1 protein-coding gene and 1 pseudogene are annotated in these 726 nt (G+C 55.8%); both read left to right on the top strand.

All coding sequences use genetic code 11. The annotated features are described in order from the left end of the window. Positions 1–38 precede the first annotated feature (38 nt). Positions 39–530, top strand: coding sequence for a hypothetical protein (locus tag ACSZPU_RS26120; RefSeq protein ID WP_499004526.1), 492 nt, complete (start codon positions 39–41; stop codon positions 528–530). An 8-nt stretch (positions 531–538) separates the two neighbouring features. Continuing rightward, positions 539–726, top strand: a pseudogene (locus ACSZPU_RS26115) (IS91 family transposase); the annotation flags it as partial.

Here is a 726-nt window from a genome sequence, read left to right as displayed (position 1 = left end):
TTTTATACTCTGCGGTATGTTAATTTCCGCAGGGATTCATGAAAATGGCACGCAGCAAAGCCCCCAGAAAACGCAAGCCCGGTAAATCAGGTAAACCACCTGTAGCCCGTATTACACCGCCCTCTTATCCAAAACGTTTTATGGTCTCCTTCCCCCCCGACACTGACGGTCATGAGCCCGATGAATTCTTCTACGATACGCCGGCTGAAACCATACAGCACTGTGTCCGCCTTGGCCCCCAGTTTTTCCTTGATACGCAATTCGACCCGCCCCTCGTCACCATTATTCGCGGCTTTGAACAGCATCCCGGAGAGGCTGATGAAGCCGGATACGACAGCATTGATGGCGCGATGACCGAAAGCATGCCCCTGGATGAGTTCATGATCTGCACGGAGCTGGAGATAATGCGGGTCTCTTTCGTCCCGTGGGACAAATCCACTGACAACTGGGCCGACAGACCCGATGAACCTGACTGCGGCTGCGGGCAGTATGTCGATTTTCGCTTCACCGGCAAGATCCCCGGACTGTAATTCCCCGAATGTATATCCCGCGTCCCGCAAAGTTGCTCTTCACCGTCGATGACGGCTGGAATAAGTTTCTCGAAAAATTCAGTGACCGCGTCACTCCCTGGACCCGCCTCTGCGTCGAGCGCATGCTCGCCTGCGGCACCACGACCATGGGCGTTCGCCGCTTCTGCTGCGCATCGCCGGACTGCACCCATTCCCG

Origin of the sequence: Phytobacter sp. V69 (assembly GCF_965644215.1) — a bacterium.
GTDB lineage: Bacteria > Pseudomonadota > Gammaproteobacteria > Enterobacterales > Enterobacteriaceae > Phytobacter.
The sequence above is the reverse complement of the archived record's forward strand: the minus strand, read 5'-3'. Positions and strand labels throughout refer to the sequence as shown.

Coding starts and splice junctions, on each gene's coding strand:
- ACSZPU_RS26120 (WP_499004526.1), top strand. CDS start 39: ATGAAAATGGCACGCAGCAAAGCCCCCAGAAAACGCAAGCCCGGTAAA.